Here is a 1,217-nt window from a genome sequence, read left to right as displayed (position 1 = left end):
AGAGGGTTGTTAGAATAAAACATGAGAGTTTCCTTTTTGTTTAGATTGATTTTTGACACTCATATTCTAAACGGGAAACTCTCACTTTTTAGAGTGAATTGTCAGATCAAGTCTAATCTTCTACAAATAAAAAAACCCAAGTATTCTTTACCTTGGGCCTTGGGGTTCGTTCTTAATTTTTTGCTTCTTTAAGAAACTCAGTAAATCGAATTTGAGGTAGGTTACTTAAACATTTTCAACAGACTCGCTAAACCACCTAATCTAGATAAAGAAAATATTTTCTGGACTGTTATAAATCTATTGATAGATTCTAATAAATACGCTTCTGTCATTCCTGATTCTAAACTCATTTTTAAGCATATATTTCCATCATCGTTTTTATAAACAGTAACAAATCTCTTTTCGCTATTCCACTCGTTCATTTCTTTAAATGACATATCGATATCATCAAATATCATAAGTATTTCTATGGAACCATCATCATATTCATTATCTATAAGATAATTCATACTGTCACGAGTAAATGCAATAAGACCCCGTTTAACAATTCTCACATTTTCATAATCTGCTTCTTCTAAAATAGACACTAATTGTCTATCCGTAAATTCATCAAAAACCTCTTCACAATAACTACTCATAGATACCTCCACCATTTTTATCTCTAGTCAGATTTAGCGATAATTGATCTCTCATTTAAGCATCTAAATCTATTTTATAACTAAGCTGATCACTTGGATCCTTTAAATCATATTGGTATTTATTTCCTATATTATCGACATAAAACCGTTTACCATTTTCAAATTTCATTATCAGCATTATTGGGTTCCTATATAAAAACCATATCAACTAAACAAAATATTTCATTATTTTGTCAGTACTTTATTTGTTCTACTTGCTATGCAAGTAGAACAATGGGATTATCCCATTAGCTGTCTAATTTTTATCCCATATCCATTTTGCAAATTTTATTTATAAAAAACCGCTTGCTACCTCATTTCAGGTGACAAGCGGTCATTTTCCTCAATTTTTTTACAAAAACAAAAACCGTCTGTATCTCTACAGACGGTACTCTTCGCTTTCGCTTAAATTAATAACCCGACGATGCTCTACTCTCACATGGCGAATCACCACACTACCATCGACGTTACTGCGTTTTACTTCTGAGTTCGGTATGGAGTCAGGTAGAACCACAGCACTATGGTCGTCGGGAAAATCTT

At 32.1% G+C, this 1,217-nt stretch carries 1 protein-coding gene and 1 rRNA gene; both read right to left on the bottom strand.

Annotated features, from left to right (window positions below; translation table 11 throughout):
- Nucleotides 1-221: 221 nt before the first annotated feature.
- Nucleotides 222-638 (bottom strand): type III secretion system chaperone family protein, encoded by a 417-nt coding sequence (locus tag ACERCF_RS12445; protein WP_373625779.1) that lies wholly within the window; start codon nt 636-638, stop codon nt 222-224.
- Between the two features lie 455 nt (nt 639-1,093).
- Nucleotides 1,094-1,209, bottom strand: a 5S ribosomal RNA gene (gene rrf / locus ACERCF_RS12440).
- Between the last annotated feature and the right edge of the window lie 8 nt (nt 1,210-1,217).

It is taken from the genome of Mannheimia kashgarensis, assembly GCF_041807705.1.
GTDB lineage: Bacteria > Pseudomonadota > Gammaproteobacteria > Enterobacterales > Pasteurellaceae > Mannheimia.
The sequence above is the reverse complement of the archived record's forward strand: the minus strand, read 5'-3'. Positions and strand labels throughout refer to the sequence as shown.